At 71.5% G+C, this 19,049-nt stretch carries 23 protein-coding genes and 1 tRNA gene; 14 read left to right on the forward strand and 10 right to left on the reverse strand.

Annotation, left to right across the window (positions count from 1 at the left end):
* The first annotated feature begins 68 nt into the window (after nt 1-68).
* The 3 genes from H4J02_RS03455 (at nt 69) to H4J02_RS03465 (ending at nt 2,393) form a co-directional block, all read left to right on the forward strand.
* Nucleotides 69-587, forward strand: coding sequence for a hypothetical protein (locus tag H4J02_RS03455; protein WP_187675724.1), 519 nt, complete (start codon nt 69-71; stop codon nt 585-587).
* 105 nt (nt 588-692) lie between these two features.
* Nucleotides 693-1,421, forward strand: a complete 729-nt coding sequence (locus H4J02_RS03460) for a CPBP family intramembrane glutamic endopeptidase (protein ID WP_187675725.1) — start codon at nt 693-695, stop codon at nt 1,419-1,421.
* Between the two features lie 237 nt (nt 1,422-1,658).
* Entirely contained in the window at nt 1,659-2,393 is a 735-nt protein-coding gene (locus tag H4J02_RS03465; RefSeq protein WP_187675726.1) for a hypothetical protein, read from the forward strand.
* 59 nt (nt 2,394-2,452) lie between these two features.
* Here H4J02_RS03465 and H4J02_RS03470 read toward each other — a convergent pair whose 3' ends face one another.
* Nucleotides 2,453-2,944 (reverse strand): MarR family winged helix-turn-helix transcriptional regulator, encoded by a 492-nt coding sequence (locus H4J02_RS03470; protein ID WP_187675727.1) that lies wholly within the window; start codon nt 2,942-2,944, stop codon nt 2,453-2,455.
* A gap of 64 nt (nt 2,945-3,008) precedes the next feature.
* Between H4J02_RS03470 and H4J02_RS03475 the strand changes: the two genes are divergently transcribed.
* Complete coding sequence (locus tag H4J02_RS03475) at nt 3,009-3,995, forward strand: nucleoside hydrolase (protein WP_262406197.1); 987 nt, start codon at nt 3,009-3,011, stop codon at nt 3,993-3,995.
* Nucleotides 3,996-4,033: 38 nt separating this feature from the next.
* Nucleotides 4,034-4,105: transfer RNA gene (locus H4J02_RS03480), tRNA-Gln, on the forward strand.
* A 254-nt stretch (nt 4,106-4,359) separates the two neighbouring features.
* On the opposite strand, the gene H4J02_RS03485 is transcribed toward H4J02_RS03480, so the two are convergent.
* The 4 genes from H4J02_RS03485 to H4J02_RS03500 form a co-directional block, all read right to left on the reverse strand.
* Nucleotides 4,360-4,605 (reverse strand): hypothetical protein, encoded by a 246-nt coding sequence (locus H4J02_RS03485; protein ID WP_187675729.1) that lies wholly within the window; start codon nt 4,603-4,605, stop codon nt 4,360-4,362.
* 74 nt (nt 4,606-4,679) lie between these two features.
* Nucleotides 4,680-4,997 (reverse strand): hypothetical protein, encoded by a 318-nt coding sequence (locus H4J02_RS03490; protein WP_187675730.1) that lies wholly within the window; start codon nt 4,995-4,997, stop codon nt 4,680-4,682.
* A gap of 52 nt (nt 4,998-5,049) precedes the next feature.
* Nucleotides 5,050-5,931: an RNA polymerase sigma-70 factor gene (locus H4J02_RS03495; protein WP_262406198.1), complete on the reverse strand. Its 882-nt coding sequence runs from the start codon at nt 5,929-5,931 to the stop codon at nt 5,050-5,052.
* Nucleotides 5,932-6,016: 85 nt separating this feature from the next.
* Nucleotides 6,017-6,478, reverse strand: a complete 462-nt coding sequence (locus H4J02_RS03500; RefSeq protein ID WP_187675732.1) for a MarR family winged helix-turn-helix transcriptional regulator — start codon at nt 6,476-6,478, stop codon at nt 6,017-6,019.
* 94 nt (nt 6,479-6,572) lie between these two features.
* Here H4J02_RS03500 and H4J02_RS03505 point away from each other — a divergent pair, with 94 nt between their 5' ends.
* The 4 genes from H4J02_RS03505 (at nt 6,573) to H4J02_RS03520 (ending at nt 10,348) form a co-directional block, all read left to right on the forward strand.
* Nucleotides 6,573-7,523: an RNA polymerase sigma-70 factor gene (locus H4J02_RS03505; RefSeq protein ID WP_187675733.1), complete on the forward strand. Its 951-nt coding sequence runs from the start codon at nt 6,573-6,575 to the stop codon at nt 7,521-7,523.
* 90 nt (nt 7,524-7,613) lie between these two features.
* On the forward strand, nt 7,614-8,564 hold the full coding sequence (locus H4J02_RS03510; protein WP_187675734.1) for an alpha/beta hydrolase: 951 nt from the start codon (nt 7,614-7,616) through the stop codon (nt 8,562-8,564).
* 55 nt (nt 8,565-8,619) lie between these two features.
* A complete protein-coding gene (locus tag H4J02_RS03515; RefSeq protein ID WP_187675735.1) occupies nt 8,620-9,336 on the forward strand; it encodes an alpha/beta fold hydrolase in 717 nt (238 codons plus the stop codon).
* A 55-nt stretch (nt 9,337-9,391) separates the two neighbouring features.
* Complete coding sequence (locus H4J02_RS03520; RefSeq protein WP_187675736.1) at nt 9,392-10,348, forward strand: alpha/beta fold hydrolase; 957 nt, start codon at nt 9,392-9,394, stop codon at nt 10,346-10,348.
* Nucleotides 10,349-10,399: 51 nt separating this feature from the next.
* Here H4J02_RS03520 and H4J02_RS03525 read toward each other — a convergent pair whose 3' ends face one another.
* The 5 genes from H4J02_RS03525 to H4J02_RS03545 form a co-directional block, all read right to left on the reverse strand.
* On the reverse strand, nt 10,400-11,146 hold the full coding sequence (locus H4J02_RS03525; RefSeq protein ID WP_187675737.1) for an SDR family oxidoreductase: 747 nt from the start codon (nt 11,144-11,146) through the stop codon (nt 10,400-10,402).
* A gap of 82 nt (nt 11,147-11,228) precedes the next feature.
* Complete coding sequence (locus H4J02_RS03530; RefSeq protein WP_187675738.1) at nt 11,229-11,648, reverse strand: GNAT family N-acetyltransferase; 420 nt, start codon at nt 11,646-11,648, stop codon at nt 11,229-11,231.
* A complete protein-coding gene (locus H4J02_RS03535) occupies nt 11,638-12,390 on the reverse strand; it encodes an SDR family oxidoreductase (RefSeq protein WP_187675739.1) in 753 nt (250 codons plus the stop codon). The genes H4J02_RS03530 and H4J02_RS03535 overlap by 11 nt, the downstream gene beginning before the upstream one ends.
* An 89-nt stretch (nt 12,391-12,479) precedes the next feature.
* Nucleotides 12,480-13,637 carry a family 1 glycosylhydrolase gene (locus H4J02_RS03540; RefSeq protein WP_187675740.1) on the reverse strand — a complete coding sequence of 386 codons (1,158 nt, stop codon included), beginning with the start codon at nt 13,635-13,637 and terminating at the stop codon, nt 12,480-12,482.
* Nucleotides 13,638-13,735: 98 nt separating this feature from the next.
* Complete coding sequence (locus tag H4J02_RS03545; RefSeq protein ID WP_187675741.1) at nt 13,736-14,086, reverse strand: metalloregulator ArsR/SmtB family transcription factor; 351 nt, start codon at nt 14,084-14,086, stop codon at nt 13,736-13,738.
* Nucleotides 14,087-14,170: 84 nt separating this feature from the next.
* On the opposite strand from H4J02_RS03545, the gene H4J02_RS03550 reads away from it, so the two are divergent.
* From H4J02_RS03550 to H4J02_RS03565, 5 genes are all read left to right on the forward strand, one after another.
* Nucleotides 14,171-15,535 (forward strand): FAD-dependent oxidoreductase, encoded by a 1,365-nt coding sequence (locus H4J02_RS03550; protein ID WP_187675742.1) that lies wholly within the window; start codon nt 14,171-14,173, stop codon nt 15,533-15,535.
* Entirely contained in the window at nt 15,532-15,945 is a 414-nt protein-coding gene (locus H4J02_RS13990) for an arsenate reductase ArsC (protein WP_262406199.1), read from the forward strand. The genes H4J02_RS03550 and H4J02_RS13990 overlap by 4 nt, the downstream gene beginning before the upstream one ends.
* Nucleotides 15,942-16,454, forward strand: coding sequence for a GNAT family N-acetyltransferase (locus H4J02_RS13995; RefSeq protein WP_262406200.1), 513 nt, complete (start codon nt 15,942-15,944; stop codon nt 16,452-16,454). The genes H4J02_RS13990 and H4J02_RS13995 overlap by 4 nt, the downstream gene beginning before the upstream one ends.
* Before the next feature lie 202 nt (nt 16,455-16,656).
* Nucleotides 16,657-17,766: a YbdK family carboxylate-amine ligase gene (locus H4J02_RS03560; RefSeq protein WP_187675743.1), complete on the forward strand. Its 1,110-nt coding sequence runs from the start codon at nt 16,657-16,659 to the stop codon at nt 17,764-17,766.
* A 52-nt stretch (nt 17,767-17,818) separates the two neighbouring features.
* Nucleotides 17,819-19,036, forward strand: coding sequence for an FAD-dependent oxidoreductase (locus tag H4J02_RS03565; RefSeq protein ID WP_187675744.1), 1,218 nt, complete (start codon nt 17,819-17,821; stop codon nt 19,034-19,036).
* Nucleotides 19,037-19,049 lie beyond the last annotated feature (13 nt).

Genomic DNA, 19,049 nt, shown 5'->3' on the forward strand with positions numbered 1-19,049 from the left:
GCGTTGCCGTGGGGGCGGCGTAGCCGGATCGATACGAGGGAGACTGCGCTCCGGCGCAAAACGGGACTATGAAGCTCAAAAAGACCATCACCGCACTAGCTGCCGCGTTCGCGCTCACCATCGGGGGCGCCGCGTCGGCCGCCATCGCCTACACGCCCGCGGAGTTCGCGTCGGGCCCTGCGACCGTCGCCCCGGGCCAGCCCGCGACGTTCGCGTTCGACAGCTTCCAGCCGAACGAGCCCGTGACCTTCACTCTCCGCGGTGAGAACGCCTCGGGCGCAACCCTGGCAGCGCTCGCGGTGGTCGACGAGAAGTCGCTCGCCAAGGCCGCCGACGGCTCCGGCGTCGCCACGGTGACGGTGACCCTTCCGAGCAACGCGGTCGGCAGCTACACCCTCACCGCGACTGGCGCCCAGAGCGGATCGGCTCAGACCACCATCACGGTGTCGATCGCCGCGACCGGTGCCGACGTCTCGCCGGTGCTCCTGTGGGGTGCGGTCGGCGCTGTCGGCCTCGGTGCGATCGCGCTGATCGCCGTCGCCGCGGTTCGCCGCAGCCGTCAGTCGGAGCTCGTCGAGCAGCGCTGACAACAGACCACGCGAAGGCCCCGCCGCAGGCGGGGCCTTCGTCATGTGGACCGCGGATGCCGCACCGCCTCGCGCGCGCCACCGACCGTCGGTAGCGTGGCACCCATGAGCGACGCCCCCGCCCGACGGCGCCCCCGCACCAAGTCCCACTACCGCGAGCCCTACAACGCACTCACCACCGCGGCAGTCGCCTACTTCGTGGTGCTGCTGCTCCTGCTGCTCGTCACCCCGCGCATCCCCGCCATCGGCGAAGGCGGATGGATCAGCCAGCTGCTCAGCTTCCTCATCGTGTGGGTGCTGCTCGTCGGCGCCGTCGTGTTCGCCGCCCGCCGCTTCGGGCGCGGCTCGCTCGAGCGCGACGCAGGCCTCCGCATCCACTGGATCGACGTCGGCATCGGCCTGCTCACCGGACTCATCGTGCGCTTCGCCGCCGAAGGCGTCGCGCCCGCGGCGAGCACCCAGATCACCCTCGACGGCGTCGTGCCTGTGCCGCCGCTGCCCGCGCTGCTCGTGCTCATCGTCGGCGCGGGGCTCATCGCGCCCGTCGTCGAGGAGCTGTTCTTCCGGGGGCTGCTGCAGCGCAGCGTCTCGGGGCTCGTACCCGGCGGGCGAGCGGCGCGGATCATCGTGTCGGTGCTCGTCAGCACGCCGCTGTTCGTGCTGCTGCACCTCGTGACGGCCCAGCCTGGGGCCTGGATGTCGGTTGCGATCATCGTCGGGATGGGTGGGCTGCTGTTCGGGGTGCTGACGGCGGTGACGCGGCGGCTCGGGGCGAGCATCGCGGCGCACGTGGTGTTCAACGGGCTCGGGTTGCTGTTTCTTTACGCGAGGTGAGTGGTGCGGGGGCTGGTTTCGACACGCGCCTCCGGCGCTACTCAACCAGCGGGTGTGCGGGCCTTCGGCGCTACTCAGCCAGCGGGTAAGCTGCGGCCGCGGGGGTTTCGATACGCCCGCTTCGCGGGCTACTCAACCAGCGGAGTAGGCCGTCTCGCGGGCTACGCGATGGCTGCGGCGGCGTTGGTGCTCCTCGCCGGGTGTGCGCCGGCCGCGGCGCCGGGGGTGCCGGAGGGGGTGACCGTCGCGATCGTGCAGCAGCGGTCGGACGTCGCCGAGCGGATGGCGCAGGTTCGTGTCTACAACGGCGGCGAGGCGGCGCTCGCGCTCGCGGGGGTGCGGGTCGACGACTCGCGGTTCGCGGCATCTGTCGAGATCGAAGCGGATGCCGAGCTCGCTCCGGGGAGGACCGTCGACCTTCGCTTCGCGCTGCCCGAGGTCGCGTGCGGCGGCGACGTGGAGGTGCGCCGCAGCGTCGCGCTCGAGCTCGCCGATGACGAGGAGGTCGTCGCCGACCTCACGGGCGCCGACGACTTCACGAACGCCCTGCACGAGCGCGAGTGCCTCATGCGCGACATCGCGCAGACCGCGACGCTCGAGTGGAGTGACTTCGTGCCGTCGGCGCCCGGCGCGCCCGCGCACGCGATGCTCACGGCGACGCCGACGGGCGCGGGGGAGCCGATCGAGCTGCGCGGCATCCGCTCGACGAACCTGCTGCGGTTCAAGCCGAAGGACGGGGAGTTCTGGAAGCTCGGGCTCGAGCTCGACGCGGGGTCGCCGGTCACCGGCGTCGAGGTGCCGCTCGTGCCGCAGCGGTGCGACCCGCACGTCGTGCAGGAGGACAAGCGCGGCACGATCTTCACGATCGACGTCGAGGAGCCTCGGGAGGGGAGCGTCGAGCTCAAGATGCCGCCGGAGATGAAGGCGCGGGTGCTGACGTGGGTGGCCGAGTGGTGTGAGTTCGGGAAGTAGTTGCAGCCGGGTGGTGGTCTCGAGACGCGTCGCTTCGCGGCGCTCCTCGACCACCTGGGTCAGTCGAAGTCGAGGATGAGCTTGCGGAGGAGCCCCGCGAGGCGCTCCTGATCGGCGGGGGAGAGGGCGCCGAGCAGCTCCCGCTCGCGCTTCACGAGGTCGGTCATGGCGCCGTCGACGGCGGTGCGCCCCGCATCCGTCATCTCGACGAGCACGCCGCGACCGTCGTGCGGGTCGGTGCGGCGCTCCACGAACCCGCGCTCGACGAGGCGGTCGATGCGGTTCGTCATGGTGCCGCTCGACACGAGCGTCTGCTGCAGGAGCGCCTTCGGGCTCGACTGGAAGGGGGCTCCCTCGCGACGCAGGGCGGCGAGCACGTCGAACTCCCACGGCTCGAGGCCGGAGCTGTTGAACGCGTCGCGGCGTGCGCGGTCGAGGTGCTTCGCGAGCCGGCCGACGCGCGACAGCACCTGCAGTGGGGAGAAGTCGAGCTCGGGGTGCGCCTGCTGCCACGCGGCGACGATCCGGTCGACCTCGTCGTTCTCGGGCATCTGCCCATTATGGCGAGCCCGGCGGCGATCCGGACGGATGCGCGCGCTCAGGCAGAATGATCCGGTGCCGATTCCCGTGATCCTCGACGTCGACACCGGCGTCGACGACGCCCTCGCCCTGCTGTTCGCCGCCGCACATCCCGAGCTCGACCTCATCGGGGTGAGCTGCGTCGCCGGCAACGCGAGCCTCGAGCGCGTGGTCGAGAACTCGCTGCGGGTGCTCGCGGTCGCCGGTGCCGGACACGTGCCGGTCGCGGCGGGCGCCCACCGCCCGCTCATCGAGCCGGCGCGCGACGCGGGCCACGTGCACGGCGCCAACGGCCTCGCCGGCATCGAGCTGCCTCCCGCCGCGCGCGAGGCGGAGGCGGATGGCGCGGTCGCCTTCCTGCGCCGCACGATCCTCGAGCACCCCGAGCCGGTGACGCTCGTGACCCTCGCCCCGCAGACGAACGTGGCCCTGCTGCTGCGCACGCATCCGGGGGTCGTCGACAACATCGCCCGCATCGTGTTCATGGGCGGCTCGGCGGGCCCCGGCAACGCGACCGCGGTGGCCGAGTTCAACGTGTGGCACGACCCCGAGGCGGCTGCGATCGTGCTCAGCTCGGGCGTGCCTCTCTACATGTACGGTCTCGACGTGTTCGAGCGCGTGGCGGTGCCTCAGGATGTGGCGCTCGAGCTGGCGGCGTCGGCCGACCCGCGCGCGGCGCTCGTGGGGCAGCTGCTGAACCACCGCATCCGCGACACCGAGGGCGGCGAGTCGGTATACCTCGGGCACATCGGCGACGCGGGCGCCGTGTGCAGCATCGTCGCTCCGGATGCGTTGCGCACCGAGCGCCTGCCGGTGCGGGTCGAGCTCGCGGGCTACGGGCGCGGGCAGACGGTCGTCGACCGGCGGCGGTTCCCGGGCGAGGACCTGTTCCACGGCCTCGCCGACGGCTGGGCCGAGGTCGAGGTGGCGCTCGGGATCGACGACGAGCGCATCGCGAACCTGTTCCTCGACGCCGTCGTGCCCGGCCGGGCAGCGGATGCGGCCCCCGCGGACGCGGGCTGACTCGCGCTGGCAGAATGAGACGGCGCCGCGAGGCGCGATCCGCTTTGGTGTAACGGCAGCACGACGGCCTTTGGAGCCGTTAGGTCCAGGTTCGAATCCTGGAGGCGGAGCATCGAGGGGTTCCCGTAGCTCGCGGGGGTCGTGTTCCCGAAACGATGCGGGGATGGGATCAACCGATCGGGCAGCTACGGGCGCGTCGGCCTTGGCTATGCGGGCAACCGCGTGATGAGGTTCGCGAATCCGGGGCGATGGAGACGATTCCGATGTACCGCGATCAGAATGGTCATCACCGCTTCGCACGTGGACGTCGGCCCGGCCGAGCATCCGGCATCGAGGGTGATGCTGGGCCCCACGAAGCGCCTCCCTAATGCAATGGCTTCGCCGAGCAGATGGAGAAGCCGCTGCTGTCGCTCAGCCAGCCGTTCCAAACGAACCACGCCAGCGGTCCCGCCAGGGGGCAGCAGACGATGAACACCGCCCATGCGAAGAAGGCGAGGGGAGCGTGTGCCGAGTAACTGCGATGCGCTCCGGCGATCGCCAGCCCGGCAAAGAGAACGATCGCGCCAGAGACCACGACTCCTGCGAGGAGGAGCGGCCACGTGTCGATCATGACGACCCCCGAGGCGGTGGAGTTACGGCGGCTTGAAGCCGCCCGGGCGCCTCCAACGTACTGCGGGGACGTAGTCAAAGAAAAGGCGAGTCGGACGGAGCGGAACGAGGGGGAGGCCATCGCCGCAGCTTCTCGGGAGCGGTCCACATCCAGAGCTCGAGGATCGGGGCTCTCGCGCTTCCGACCGCCAGCAGGGCGACGACCGTTCCATCGGGTGCCACGACGCGGACGCCAGACGTGCCGTTGATGCGCGCGGGGGCCGGAACTCGACCTCCGCCGCTCACCTGGGCGATGAGCTGCTGCGCCACGCGGCGGCGTCCGCGGAAGCTTCCGCCCTCGACGCTGCCCGAGTCGACGACCAGGCGCACGCGGGCGTGCAGCGTCCGCCTCACCTGACGCGGATCCCGCCTCTCGAGTGCGGCGATCAGGAGGGCGGCCGGTTGCTCACGCACCATGGGGCGTCACGGCGCCCAGCTTGTGCGGGTTCATCATCCAGAGGATGCGCTCGACGCCCTGCGGCGAGCACTCGAGCGCGAGCACCGCGAACACCGCGCCTTCGCGGCTCAGCACCATCGAGGGTCGTCCGTTCGTCGTGGTCGGCGTCGCGTCGACGCCCTCCCAGAAGTGCTCGTGGAACGCGCGCACGAACTTGGCCACGCGGTCGCGCCCGACGACGGGGATCCTCGACGCCCGCACGACCCCGCCGCCATCGGAGAGCGAGACGACATCCTCGGCGAGCAGCGCCTCGAGTCGGTCCAGGTCGCCCGTCCGCGCGGCGGCGACGAACGCCGCCAGCAAGCGGTGCTGCTCCGCGTCCGTCACCTCGCGTCGACGCTCGGATGCCAGATGCTTGCGGGCGCGGCTCACGAGCTGTCGTGCGGCCACGACCGAGGTCTGCACGACCACGGCGACCTCCTCGTACGGGTACGCGAAGGCCTCGCGCAGCACGTAGGCGGCCCGCTCGGTCGGGCTCAGACGCTCGAGCATGAGCAGCACGGCGACGCCGAGCGCCTCGGCGCGCTCGGCGCCGAGCGTCGGGTCGTCGCTCGTGTCGACGGGCTCGGGCAGCCACGGGCCCACGTACACCTCCCGGCGCACGCGAGCGGACTGCAGCTCGTTGATCGCCAGGCGCGTCGTCATCGTGACGAGGAACGCGATCGGCTCGACGACGTCGGCATAGTCGACCCGCTCCCACCGCAGCCACACCTCCTGCAGCACGTCCTCGGCCTCCGCGGCGCTGCCCAGCATCCGGTAGGCGACCCCGAAGAGCCGGGGGCGGGCGGATTCGTAGAGCGCCAGGGCGTACGACGGTGCGGTGCCGGTCACGACGGTCCTCTCCCCGGTCGGGCAGACCGGTCTCATGAGAGAGACAAGACGGCAGACCGAGGTGTGACCGATCCGACGAAGAAAGTCAGATCGAATCCGCGCCGTCGAGCGCGTCGCCGCGCGCCGTGATGTCGCGCAGCACCTCGAGGGCCTGCTTCGAGCTCGCGGGGGTGAATCCGAATGCGGAGCGGATGCCGGCGTAGATATCGGGCGCGTGCCGGCGCAGCTCGCTTCCCTCGTGTGTGAGGGTGACGATCACCGTGCGCTCGTCCTGGATGCTGCGGGTGCGCTTGACGAGGCCGCGCTGCTCGAGGCGCTTGAGCAAGGGCGTGATGGTGCCGTACTCGACGCGCAGCCGCTCGGCGAGCTCGCCGACGGTGTGGTCGCCGTACTCCCAGAGGCACGCGAGGGCGATGTACTGCGGGTACGACAGACCGATCGGCTCGAGCAGCCGCCGGTATTCGGCCATCACCACGCGGGAGGCCTGGTACAGGTTCCAGCAGACCATCTCGCTGAGGGGGATCGCGCCGTCGTTCGCCTTCGCCATGACAGAAACCTAGCACTCTAAATAAAAGAACCCTATTGACACGCGCACGAGGTATAGGCGTAGGGTGGCCGCGAGCACTCGAGGGAGCACCCAGATGCGGTCACACGACGAGAACCTCGCGCTTCGCCAGGAGCACCGTGCGGAGCGGCGACACGACATCCCCCAGCAGGCCGGCGCGGCAGACCTCGACGCCGCCGCGCGCGCGTTCCAGACGCTCAGACCCCGCCTGTTCGGCATCGCGTACCGCGTCGTCGGCACGGTCGCCGAAGCGGAGGACGTCGTGCAGGACGTCTGGATCAAATGGCACGGCTACGACAGGTCGACGGTCGGCAACCCCGAGGCCTTCCTCGTGACCATGACCACGCGCACGGCGATCAACGTGCTGCACTCGGCGCGCGCCCGACGGGAGACCTACATCGGCCCGTGGCTGCCCGAGCCCATCGACACCGAGGCGAACCCCGAGCTCGAGGCCGAGCACAACGAGTCCCTGTCGTTCGCGGTGCTCGTGGTCATGGAGTCGCTCTCGCCGGCCGAGCGCGCGGCCTTCGTGCTGCGCGAGGCCTTCGGCTACGAGTACGCGGTCATCGCGGCCATCCTCGAGACGACGGAGGTGGCCACGCGCAAGCTCGTCAGCCGCGCGCGGGAGCACGTCACCTCCGGTCGGCGGCGCAGCGTCCCCATGCCGCAGCACCATCGGATGCTGCGGGCCTTCGTCGCGGCCGCCCGCTCGGGCGACGTCGCGCAGCTCGAGCGGCTGCTCGCCGAGGACGTCATCAGCTATTCCGACGGCGGCGACGTCGTGCACGCCGCGCGCATCGCGATCGTCGGGCGCGATCGCGTCGTCAAGTTCGTGGCCGCGTTCTCGCGATGGTTCTGGGCGGGGATCGAGGTGCGCGAGATCGAGGTCAACGCCGAGCCCGCGATCGCGATCGTCGCGGGAGGCGAGCCGGTGACCGTCCTCACGATGGTCGCGTCGCACGACGGCATCGAGCGTCTTTACTGGCTGCTCAACCCCGAGAAGCTGGAGCGTATCCAAGCCGCCTGAGCGATCGGCGGTCACAGCCCGGCCGCGACGGCTGTCTTCCTGAGTGACGCCCCAACCGGGGCGCGAACCGATCAGCGAAGGCAGACCCCCATGACCGAACACACCCTCGAGCCCGCGGCGGCCGACATCGTCGCCGCGACCTCGCGCCCGCCGCTCCTCCACGAGCTCGGCGTCGACGGCGCCCGCAAGGTGCTCGACGACCTCCAGGCGGCCCCCATCGACAAGCTGGACGTCGACGAGCGCTGGGTCACGGTGCCCGCATCCGTCGGAGACGTGCGCGCCCGCATCGTGACCGCCCCCGGAGCCGCCGGGCCCCTTCCCGTCGTGCTCTACATCCACGGCGGCGGATGGGTGCTCGGCAATGCGGGAACGCACGACCGCCTCGTGCGCGAGCTCGCCGTCGGGACGCGCGCCGCTGTCGTCTTCGTCGAGTACGACCGATCGCCGGAGGCGCGGTACCCCGTCGCGATCGAGCAGGCGTACGCCGTCGCCGAGTGGATCACGGCCTCCGGCGAGGCCGAGGGCTTCGACGCGAGCCGGCTCGCGATCGCCGGCGACTCGGTCGGCGGCAACATGACCGCCGCCGTCACCCTCATGGCGAAGCAGCGCGGCACCGTGCGCTTCGTGCACCAGTCGCTCTACTACCCCGTGACCGACGCGGGCCAGGACACCGACAGCTACCGCGAGTTCGCGAGCGGCTGGTACCTGACCGCCGCAGGCATGGCGTGGTTCTGGGACTCGTACCTTCCCGAGCACGGCAAGCGGAACGAGATCACGGCGTCGCCGCTCCGCGCGAGCATCGAGGAGCTCGCGGGGCTGCCGCCCGCGTTCGTGATCGTCGACGAGAACGACGTGCTGCGCGACGAGGGCGAGGCCTACGCGCGCAAGCTCACGGCTGCCGGCGTGCGCACGGTGTCCGTCCGCTACAACGGCACGGTCCACGACTTCATGATGCTCAACCCGCTGCGCGCGACGGCCGCGACCTCGGCCGCCGTCGCCCAGGCCATCACGGTGCTCCGATACTTCCTCGGAACCGACTGATCCCCGCTCACCCCCCCGCCTACCCCCGCTCACCCCCAACAGAGAGAAGAGAACAATGAGCACCCCCACTCCCACGGTCGTCCTCGTGCACGGCGCCTTCGCCGAGTCCGCGAGCTGGAACGACGTCATCGGCGAGCTGTATCAGAAGGGCGTGACCTCGGTCGCGGTCGCCAACCCGCTGCGCAGCGTGAGCGTCGACGCCGCCTACCTGCGCGACGTGCTCGACAGCATCGAGGGTCCCGTCGTCCTGGCCGGCCACTCCTACGGCGGCTTCGTCATCACCGAGGCGGGAGCACACCCCGCCGTCAAGGCGATCGTCTACGTCTCCGCGTTCGCGCCCGCCCAGGGTGAGACCGCGTTCGAGCTGTCGACGAAGTTCCCCGGCAGCACCCTCGGCGACGCCCTCACCGCCTATCCGGTGTCGACCGGCGGGAACGAGTTCGCCATCCGTCGCGACGTCTTCCGGCAGCAGTTCGCCGCCGACGTCGACGTGCAGACGGCCGGACGGATGGGCGCGACCCAGCGGCCCGTCACCGAGAAGGCCCTCACCGAGCCGCTCCCGACGACGGCGCCCGCGTGGACGACGCGTCCCTCGTGGTTCGTCTACGGCGAGCTCGACCTCAACATCCCCGCCGAGCTGCAGCGGTTCCAGGTGGAGCGCGCCGGCGCCCGCGGCGCCCGCGAGATCCCCGGGGCGTCGCACGCCCTCAGCGTCTCGCAGCCCCAGGCGGTCGCGGACACCATCCTCGAGGCCGTCGCGGCGATCTCCTGATCCGGGTGGGGCGGCGCGCTTCGGTGCGCCGCCCCTTCTCCGCACGGAGGACCTCATGCGAGACGCAGACGCTCGGCTCGAACCGCTCCACACGGTCACCACCTCGGTGCTCGAGATCGCCTACGCGGATCTCGGCCCGGCGGACGGGCGACCCGTCGTGCTCCTGCACGGCTTCCCGTACGACATCCACAGCTACGTCGACGTCGCGCCGATCCTGGCCGGACGCGGGCACCGGGTGCTCGTGCCCTATCTGCGCGGCCACGGGCCGACGCGCTTCCTGTCGCGGACGACCCCGCGCTCGGGGCAGCAGGAGGCCCTCGGCCGCGACGTGGTCGACTTCCTCGACGCGCTCGACCTCCCGCGCGCGATCCTCGCCGGCTACGACTGGGGAGGCCGTGCGGCGTGCGTCGCGGCCGCCCTGCATCCCCGGCGGGTGGAGGGGATCGTGTCGGTGAACGGCTACCTCATCCAGGACATCGCGGCCGCGTCGACGCCCCTACCGCCAGAGCTCGAGGCCGGCTTCTGGTACTTCTACTACTTCCTCACCGACCGCGGGTACGCGGGGCTCGCGCGGCACCGACGGGAGATCGCCGACGTGATCTGGCGGCGCAACTCGCCCGACTGGCTCTACGACGAGGCCACGCTCGACCGGGCGGCGGACGCGTTCCGCAACCCCGACTACGTCGACGTCGTCATCCACTCCTACCGCCACCGTCTCGGGCAGGCGGCGGGCGCCGACGAGTACGAGCGGGACGAGACAGCGCTCGCGGCGCTGCCCCCGATCCGCGTGCCGGCCGTGACGCTCGACGGCATGGCCGACGGCAACTTCCCGGCGACCGACGGCACGGCATCCGCTGCCCATTTCGCGGGGCCGAGGGTGCATCACCAGATCCCGCACGCCGGGCACAACCTGCCCCAGGAGGCGCCATTCGCGTTCGCGCAGGCCGTGCTCGAGGTCGCACGGCTCGCCGAGCTCGTCGGCACCCCGGCCGCACGCGCGGCCATCCGATAGCAGCAGCGAAGGCCCCGCGTTCGACGCGCGGGGCCTTCGCTGTGCGACCGGTCAGCGTTGGGCTTCGAGCCACTCCGCGAACCGGATGGTGCCGAGGTCGGCGCCCGGGCCGGGAACGAGGGTGTCGGGGCCGGGGTGTCCGCCGAAGTAGCCTGCCTCCTCGTCGGCGACGACCTCGCGGGGGTCGCCGAAGAAGCGGAGCGCGCGCCGCACGAACTCGTCGAGGCCGAACCGCTCCGGGCCGCCGATCTCGCGGTCGCCGTCGAGAGGCGCCGCAGCCGCCGTCTTCGCGACCGCGGCGGCGACCTCGCTCGACGCCATCGGCTGCACGGGCGCGGAGGGCAGGCGCACGATGTCGCCGTCGGTCGCCGAGTCGCCGATGCCGCGGGCGAACTCGAAGAACTGGGTCGCGTGCACGATCGAGTACGGCACTCCCGACGAGCGGATGAGCCGCTCCTGCGCCTGCTTGGCGCGGAAGTAGCCCGCCTCGAGCATGCGCTCGATGCCGACGATCGAGAGCGCCACGTGGTGCCCGACCCCCGCCTCCTTCTCGGCTGCGAGGACGTTCGTCGTCGACGTGCGGAAGAAGTCCATGACCGCGTCGTCGGAGAAGTCCGGCGAGTTGGAGACGTCGACCACCACATCCGCGCCCGCGAACGCCTCGCTCAGGCCCGTGCCGGCGATGGTGTCCACGCCCGTGCTCGGTGCCGCCGCGACGGCGTTGTGCCCGTGCTCGGTCAACCGCTCGATCACCTGCCTGCCGATGAGGCCGGTGCCGCCGATCACCACGATCTTCATATCTCTCTCCTTCGTGTCGGGGCCCGGCCGGACGGCTCGGACCCATCAGGTGGACAGGCCACCGGATGCCGTTGTGACGCGCTCAGCGCACGACGACCCCGGCGTACTCCCCGTGGGCCTCCACGAACCGTCGGATCATCGGGCACTCGACGATCACGCGCTCGCCGCGCTCCATCCGCTCGTCGAGAACGTGGGCGATGAACGCGGTGCCGATGCCGAAGCCGCGCAGCTGGGGATCGACGTAGGTCGAGCGCAGCACGGTGGGGCCGCCTCCGAGGTGCGCGTAGCGGATCACGCCGACCTCGCGGTCGCCGATGATGGCGCGGTACTCCTGCGTCTGCGGGTCGTCGAGCACGCGCAGATCGACGTCGGCCTCGGCGCTCGGCGTGAGGAACTCGACCGAGCCGGCCGCAGCGAGCGCGGACGCGGTGCCCTCATCGAGGAAGCCCATCCCGTCGGGGTAGCCGGCGGTGTCGGGGTACTCGAAGCTCTCATGCTGCATGGCGGATCCAATCGTCGAAGCGGGTGGGCATGAGGACGGCCTCGGGCCCCGGGAGGAGCTCGTCCTCGGCGAGGTCCGTGCCGAAGTAGGTCGCGAGCGGGTCGGCGATCACCTGGCGCGCGTCGTTCTGCACCCAGAGCCGGGTGCGGACGACGCTGTCGAGGCGGAACCGCTCGGGGCCGGCGAACTCCGTGATCGCCCGCGTCGGATCCGCCGTCGCCACCCGCAGCACCGCCTCGGCGACGTCGTCGGCGGCCATCGGCTGCACCTGCGCGTGCGCGACGCGGACGACGCCATCGCGCGTCGCCGCCTCGGCGATGCTCAGGAGGAACTCGAAGAACTGGGTCGCGTGGACGATCGAGAAGGGGTGCCCGGACGCCCGGATGAGACGCTCCTGTTCGAGCTTCGCCGTGAAGTAGCCGCCCTCCGACGCCGCGAGCCGGTCGGTGCCGACCACCGAGAGCGCGACGTGGTGCGACACCCCGGCCGCCGCGCCGTAGCTCAACAGGTTGAGGGTCGACGTGGCGAAGAACTCCTGCGCTCCCGCGTAGTCGGTGTAGGAGGAGTTGGTGACGTCGATCACGACGTCGGCGCCCTCCAGCGCGCGCTCGAGCCCCTCCCCGGTGAACGTGTTGACGCCCGTGGCCCGCGACGCGATGACAGGCTGGATTCCCCCCTGCAGCAGCCGCGCGGCGACCTTCGAGCCGATGAGGCCTGTACCTCCTGCGATGACGATCTTCATGCAAGGAAGACAGCGCTGATGTCCCGACTGTGACTGCCCGATCCGGCCGGCACCGGGCCCCATGCCCCGCAGAGTGACGTCGCCGGCGGTCAGACGACCGCGTTCCTCCTGGCGGCCTCACGGAACCACTCGGCGCTGAGCTTGGGCGTGCGCTCGAGCGTGTCGAAGTCGACGTAGATGAGGCCGAAGCGCGTGCCGTATCCGTCCATCCACTCGAAGTTGTCCTGCGCCGACCAGTGGAAGTACCCGTGGACGGGAACGCCCTCCGCGGTGGCCCTCTGCAGCTGGCCGAGACTGGCGCGGAGGAACATCACGCGGTCGGAGTCGTACACGCGGCCGTCGTCCGCGACGACATCGGATGCGCCGCATCCGTTCTCGGTGATGTAGATCGACTGCGCGCCCCAGATCGACTGCATCTGTCGCGGGGCCCAGTACATGACCTCGGGGTCGAGGATGTGCCACGCCGCCAGCATCTTCGGGTGGGAGGCGTTGATGGGGATGTCGCGGTAGCCGGGGGCGTCATCCGAGGGCTCGACGTACCAGCCGGGCTTGTAGACGTTGATGCCGATGAAATCGAGCGGTGAGGCGATGATCTGCAGCTCCTCCTCGGAGAAGACGGGCGTGCTCCCTCCCGCCGAGGCGAGGTACTCATCCGTCTGTCGCGCGCCGATCGCGGCGGGGCTGCCGGAGGTGCCGGAACCGTCTGCGGTCAGCACAGCAGCGACGCGGGCATTGTCGGCGTACACCTCGATGCGGATCTCGTGGTGCTCGGCCTCGGCCAGGGCGGTGGTGAAGGCGCGGTCGAAGTCGGCGCTCTCGAAGGTCGCGAAGTGCCATAGGCCGTCGCCGCGGCGCAGGATCACGTTGAGGAACTCGCGCTGACCCGGGCGGAGGTCGATCGGCTCGAATCCTCGCGATCGAGGCACCCCCGCCCATCGGAGCTGCACCGGGTCGACGTCGGGGCGGAGCCGACCGTCGGTGCGTACCTCGGATACGCGGCCGATGCATCCGATCGCGGCCGTCTTGCCGACGTTCTCGATGCCGACGCGCACCCATTCCCCGTCGCCTCCGTCGCCCACCGGGCCGCGACGCAGCCACGGCTCGGTGCTCGCGAAGGTCACTCGCAGTCGAGGGGACCGGAATCGATCGAAGAAGCCGAGCGCGACGAGCGATGTCGTGATGACGACGAGCACCGTGGCGATCGCACCTGCCCAGGCAGCGACCGGGCCCCACTCGATTCCAGTCATTGGACCGCTCCATACGCATCCGTCGGGGCCAGGGTACGACCCGTGGGCGTCGTCGCGATAGCGTGCGCCGTGCGCCGTGCGCCGTGCGGCTCAGCTGGTCACGCGGTCGTCAGCAGCTCGGCGACCGCGTCGAGCGAGCCGGGCACGAGGCGGTAGTACGACCACGTGCCGCGCTTGCTGCGGGTGAGGAAGCCCGCGTCGACGAGCAGCTTGAGGTGGTGCGACACCGTCGGCTGGCTGAGGCCCACGGGTTCGGTGAGGTCGCACACGCAGGCCTCCTGGCCCTCGGATGCCGCGACGATCGAGATGAGACGCAGGCGCGTCGGGTCGGCGAGGGCCTTCAGCCGGTGTGCGAGGTCGGCCGCCTGCTCGGTGGGGATCGTCTCGCGCGTGAGCGGGGCGCAGCAGGCCGCGAGATCCCGGACGGGCAGCAGCTCGATGGTGGACACGCGCCCAGCATAGCCTTACATTGACATTCTTCGATGAACTGCGGTACACCTTCATCGAAGAACGTCGATATCCGAAAGGCGACCATGACCCTCACCGACCTCGAACTCCCCGTGCATACGGGCGCGCGCCTGGAAGGGCTGCCGGTCGCGATCATCGGCGCCGGGCCCATCGGTCTTGCGGCGGCGGCCCACCTCGTCGAGCGCGGCATCGACTTCGTCGTCTACGAGAAGGGTGACACCGTCGCCTCGTCGATCGCGTCGTGGGGTCACACGCGGCTGTTCTCTCCGTGGTCGCTGCTCGTCGACCCCGCCGCCGAGCGGCTGCTGCGCGAAACCGGATGGCAGGCACCGCCCGCCGACGCGCTGCCGACCGGCGCCGAGCTCATCTCCGACTACCTCGCCCCGCTGGCCGCGCTCGCCGAGATCGGCCCGCGCATCCGGTACGGCACCGAGGTCGTCTCGGTGTCGCGCGAGGGCATGGACCGCACTCGCTCGACCGGCCGGGAGCACATGCCGTTCCTGCTCCGCACGCGAACCGAGGGCCGGATCGCGGATGTCGCCGCGCGTGCCGTGATCGACGCATCCGGCACCTACGCGACGCCGAACCCGCTCGCGTCGTCGGGGCTTGACCCGCTCGGGCTCGACGAGGTGCGCGACCGCGTCACGCACGCGCTGCCGGATGTGCTGGGCCGCGACCGCGCGCGCTTCGCCGGCCACCACACGCTTGTCGTCGGCGCCGGCCACTCCGCCGCCAACACCCTGCTCGCGCTCGCGCGGCTGGCCGAGCTCGAGCCGGGCACCCGAGTGACGTGGGCCATCCGCAACGCGAGCGCTGTGCGGGTCAGCTCCTCGGCGGATGATGAGCTGTCGGCGCGCGCATCGCTCGGGGGTGCGCTCGAGGCGCACGTCGAGAGCGGCGTGATCGCGAAGCTCGACCGCTTCGAGATCGTCTCGCTCGCCCGCGATGGCGAGCGCGTGCTCGTCACGGGGCGCCGCGGCGACGAGCTCGAGACGGTGGAGGCGGATGTCGTGGTCAACGCGACCGGGTTCCGTCCCGACCTCGGGATGCTGCGCGAGGTCCGCCTCGACCTCGACGAGATCGTCGAGGCGCCGCGCCTGCTCGCGCCCATGATCGACCCGAACGTGCACTCGTGCGGCACCGTCTCGCCCCACGGTGTGGCCGAGCTGCGGCATCCGGAGCCGAACTTCTTCATCACGGGCATGAAGAGCTACGGACGCGCGCCGACGTTCCTGCTGGCCACCGGTTACGAGCAGGTGCGCTCGATCGTCTCGTGGCTCGCCGGCGACGTGGAGGCGGCCACGCGCGTCGAGCTCGTGCTGCCTGCGACGGGCGTGTGCAGCACCGACCTCGCGGCGGGCTCGTTCAGCACGGATGCGTCTGTCGGGTCGTGCAGTACGGGCGCCGTCGGCGGAAGCTGCTGCTCGTGACCCACACGCCCACCGTGCTCTTCGTGTGCGTGCACAACGCCGGCCGGTCGCAGATGGCCGCCGGCTACCTGCGGGCGCTCGCGGGCGACCGCGTCGAGGTGCTCTCTGCGGGATCCGAGCCCAAAGATCGCATCAACACCGTCGCCGTCGAGGCGATGGCGGAGGAGGGCATCGACATCGCCGGCAACGTGCCGAAGGTGCTGACGGTCGACGCCGTGAGGGAGTCGGATGTCGTGGTCACGATGGGCTGCGGCGACACCTGTCCGGTGTTCCCCGGCAAGCGCTACGAGGACTGGGAGCTCGACGACCCCGCCGGCCAGGGCATCGAGGCCGTGCGCCCCATCCGCGACGAGATCCGGCGTCGCGTCGAGCAGCTGATCGCGGAGCTCGACCTCGAGGCGGCGCGTTGACCGTAGAGCTCCGCGAGCTGCGCCGTGACGACTGGCCCGAGGTGGAGCGCATCTACGCCGAGGGCATCGCCACCGGCCATGCCACCTTCGAGTCCGCGCCGCCGGAGCGTGACGCCTTCCTCTCGACTCGCGTGCCGGGCCTCTCGTGGGTGGCGGCACTCGACGACCGCATCGTCGGCTGGACGGCCGCCTCGCGGGTCTCCGCGCGCGACGCCTACCGGGGCGTCGTCGAGCATTCGGTCTACGTGAGCTCGGATGCGCGGGGCGGGGGAGTGGGTCGCGCCCTCCTCGAGCAGTTGCTCCGATCCGCCGACGCCCTCGACATCTGGACCGTGCAGTCGTCGATCTTCCCCGAGAACACGGGGAGTCTCGCCCTCCACGAGCGGTGCGGATTCCGCATCCTCGGTCGTCGTGAGCGCATCGCCAGGATGCGCTACGGCCCCGAGGCGGGTCGGTGGCGCGACACGCTCCTCCTGGAGCGGCGCAGCGCGGTCGTCGGGGGCGAGTGAGAGTCGCCGCCGGATCGCGGGATGCGCGACGCGTCGACAGGCTCGATGCCCGCCGATGCACCGGCATGGTGCCGCTGGAGTGGATCCGGCCTGTTGTTGCTACGGGGTCGCTCGCGGGCGCGACCGCGCGCGCAAGCCACCGCATCCGTCGGGTGCGACCCGCGCACGCCGCGTTAGGGTGGCGCAAACGCGAGGGGGCACCTTGTCGAGAGCGAGCACACCCGGCACCGAGGCCGCGAGCCGCTACCCGCGGTTCGGCGTCGAGGAGGAGTTCTTCCTGCTCGACCCCGCCGACGGGCGCAACGTGCCGCTCGCGGCGGCCGTGCTGGAGGCGCTCCCCGCATCCGCGCGCGAGCGCTCGAAGAGCGAGTTCCTCGCGAGCCAGATCGAGCATGCGACCGGCATCTGCGAGACGGCCGCCGACGCCCGGGAGCAGCTGCTCGAGTTCCGCGCGGGGCTCGCCGCCGCATCCGCCGCGGTGGGGGCCGTGGCCGCGGGGATGGGCACGCCCTACCGCGCCGAGCAGCATCCGACCCTCTCGCCCGGCGCCCGCTACGCCGAGCTCGCCGAGCGCCACGCGACGCTCATCGACGAGCACCAGGTGGCCGCCGTGCATGTGCACGTCGGCGTGCCCGAACCGGATGCCGGCGTGCGGGGGCTGCGCATGGTCGCCGCGTGGCTGCCGCTGTTCAAGACGATCAGCGGCAACTCGCCGTGGTGGAGCGCCGCCGACTCGGGCTTCGCGAGCTGGCGCACCGTGCTGCTGCGCCGCTGGACGACAGGCGGATGCCCGCCCGCCGTCGCGGACGCCGAGGAGTACGCCGCACGCTCGAACGCCCTCGTCGGAATCGGCGGCACGCGCGACGAGGCGACGGTCGCGTGGGACGTGCGCCTCTCATCCCGCTACCCGACGGTCGAGCTGCGGGTCGTCGACGCCCAGCTGACCGCAGACGACGCCCTGCTCACGGCGCTCATCGCGCGCGGGCTTGTGTCGGCCGCGATCCGCGACCCGGATGCCGTGCCCGCCTACGATCCGGAGCTCGTCGACGCGGCCATCTGGCACGCCGCGCGCTTCGGTTTGTCGCAGGGAGTCGCGGTGCCCGGCGGCGAAGGCCTCGCTTCGGTCGGTGCGGCGATCGAGGCGCTCCTGGGCGCGCTCGACTCGTCGGCCGACGACCTCGCCGTCATCGAGCGCGGGCTGCAGCGCGTGCTCGAGGAGGGTACGGGTGCCGAGCGGCAGCGCGCCGCGGCGGGGGACGGCGGGTGGGATGCGCTGCGCCCGTATCTCGAGGACTCGCTGGCGGCGAGCTGATGCGCGCTGCGACCTCCCCGCATCCGCCCATCCGCTGCGGCATCATGACCCCATGACCGAACGGACCACGTGCGTCATCGTCGGGGGCGGCCCCGCGGGCATGATGGCGGGGCTCATCCTCGCGCGCGCGGGGGTCGAGGTGACGGTGCTCGAGAAGCACGGCGACTTCCTGCGCGACTTCCGCGGCGACACCGTGCACCCGACGACGCTCGAGCTGCTCGACGAGCTCGGGCTCATCGACGCGTTCAACGCGATCCCGCACGCGAAGATCCGCCAGCTCGTGGCCCGCAGCGAGGACGGCCGGCGCATCGCGATCGCCGAGCTCGGGCGGCTCAAGATGAAGTACCCCTACATCACGCTCGCTCCGCAGTGGGACTTCCTGAACATCCTCGCGTCGGCGGGCGAGCGCGAGCCCGCGTTCCGTCTGCTCATGAGCGCGGAGTTCACCGAGCTGCTGCGCGACGGCCGGCGCGTGACCGGTGTGCGCTACCGCACGCCCGAGGGGGAGCGTGAGCTGCTCGCCGACCTCACGATCGCGGCCGACGGGCGCTGGTCGCGGGCGCGCGAGCAGGCGGGCATCGAGGTCACCGATTTCACCGTGCCGTTCGACCTGTGGTGGTTCCGGCTCGACGCCGAGGGCCCCGTCGAGGAGTCCGTGCTGCCGACCTCCGCCGACGGTCGCCTCTTCCTCGCGATCCCGCGCGCGGGCTACGTGCAGGTCGGCTGCCTCATCCCGAAGGGCGCGGATGCGACCCTCCGCTCCGAGAGCATCGCCGGTCTGCGCGCCGCGGTCGCGAAAGCCATCCCGCCCGTGGCGGCCGCTGCGCCCCGGCTCGAGTGGGACGACGTGAAGTTCCTCGACGTCAAGCTCAACCGCATCGCCTCGTCGTGGCACCTCGACGGCTTCCTCTGCATCGGCGACGCAGCCCACGCGATGTCGCCCGCAGGCGGCGTCGGCGTGAACCTCGCGGTGCAGGACGGCGTCGCCGCGGCGACGATGCTCGCGCAGCCGCTGCTCGACGGCACCCTCACCGAGCGCGACCTCGCCGCCGTGCAGAAGCGGCGCGCATCCGCCGCGATCTTCACGCAGCGCCTGCAGCGCGGCATGCACCGCGTGCTCGGACGCACCGTCACGAGGAGCGAGGGGCTCGAGTTCCCGGGGCCGGTCGTCTGGCTGCTCGACCGCATCCCCGCGCTGCGGGTCGTGCCGGCGCGGCTGCTCGCGGTGGGGCGGCGACCGGAGCGCGCGCCGGAGTTTGCGCGGCGCTGACGGTGCGGGGGTG

It is taken from the genome of Protaetiibacter sp. SSC-01, assembly GCF_014483895.1.
Classification (GTDB): domain Bacteria; phylum Actinomycetota; class Actinomycetes; order Actinomycetales; family Microbacteriaceae; genus Homoserinibacter.

Coding starts and splice junctions, on each gene's coding strand:
- H4J02_RS03455 (WP_187675724.1), top strand. CDS start 69: ATGAAGCTCAAAAAGACCATCACCGCACTAGCTGCCGCGTTCGCGCTC.
- H4J02_RS03460 (WP_187675725.1), top strand. CDS start 693: ATGAGCGACGCCCCCGCCCGACGGCGCCCCCGCACCAAGTCCCACTAC.
- H4J02_RS03470 (WP_187675727.1), bottom strand. CDS start 2,944: ATGCCCGAGAACGACGAGGTCGACCGGATCGTCGCCGCGTGGCAGCAG.
- H4J02_RS03485 (WP_187675729.1), bottom strand. CDS start 4,605: ATGATCGACACGTGGCCGCTCCTCCTCGCAGGAGTCGTGGTCTCTGGC.
- H4J02_RS03500 (WP_187675732.1), bottom strand. CDS start 6,478: ATGGCGAAGGCGAACGACGGCGCGATCCCCCTCAGCGAGATGGTCTGC.
- H4J02_RS03505 (WP_187675733.1), top strand. CDS start 6,573: ATGCGGTCACACGACGAGAACCTCGCGCTTCGCCAGGAGCACCGTGCG.
- H4J02_RS03510 (WP_187675734.1), top strand. CDS start 7,614: ATGACCGAACACACCCTCGAGCCCGCGGCGGCCGACATCGTCGCCGCG.
- H4J02_RS03515 (WP_187675735.1), top strand. CDS start 8,620: ATGAGCACCCCCACTCCCACGGTCGTCCTCGTGCACGGCGCCTTCGCC.
- H4J02_RS03520 (WP_187675736.1), top strand. CDS start 9,392: ATGCGAGACGCAGACGCTCGGCTCGAACCGCTCCACACGGTCACCACC.
- H4J02_RS03525 (WP_187675737.1), bottom strand. CDS start 11,146: ATGAAGATCGTGGTGATCGGCGGCACCGGCCTCATCGGCAGGCAGGTG.
- H4J02_RS03530 (WP_187675738.1), bottom strand. CDS start 11,648: ATGCAGCATGAGAGCTTCGAGTACCCCGACACCGCCGGCTACCCCGAC.
- H4J02_RS03535 (WP_187675739.1), bottom strand. CDS start 12,390: ATGAAGATCGTCATCGCAGGAGGTACAGGCCTCATCGGCTCGAAGGTC.
- H4J02_RS03540 (WP_187675740.1), bottom strand. CDS start 13,637: ATGACTGGAATCGAGTGGGGCCCGGTCGCTGCCTGGGCAGGTGCGATC.
- H4J02_RS03550 (WP_187675742.1), top strand. CDS start 14,171: ATGACCCTCACCGACCTCGAACTCCCCGTGCATACGGGCGCGCGCCTG.
- H4J02_RS03565 (WP_187675744.1), top strand. CDS start 17,819: ATGACCGAACGGACCACGTGCGTCATCGTCGGGGGCGGCCCCGCGGGC.